Here is a 204-nt window from a genome sequence, read left to right as displayed (position 1 = left end):
CCTTAGGCGGGCGTTAGGTTTAAGGTTGTTCATGGAAATCAAAGAGTTTAGTGCCTGTAATCTCGAATCGTTGAGAAAGCTCTACTTGGACTCTAGACGAGATAGTTTCCCATGGCTCAAGGCGGATAGTTTTCGGATAGAAGACTTCGACCGCGATAGTCAAGGTGAACGAATTTGGTTGTCTGAGGTTTTAGGGAATGTTGC

The 204-nt window shown here is 45.1% G+C and carries 1 pseudogene; it reads left to right on the top strand.

From position 1 onward, the window contains the following. Positions 1-31 precede the first annotated feature (31 nt). Positions 32-204 (top strand): annotated as a pseudogene (locus tag GOU96_RS18585) (GNAT family N-acetyltransferase); the annotation flags it as partial.

Source organism: Vibrio sp. R-1 (genome assembly GCF_035615595.1).
In the GTDB taxonomy this organism is placed as follows: Bacteria; Pseudomonadota; Gammaproteobacteria; order Enterobacterales; family Vibrionaceae; genus Vibrio; species Vibrio cholerae.
The sequence above is the reverse complement of the archived record's forward strand: the minus strand, read 5'-3'. Positions and strand labels throughout refer to the sequence as shown.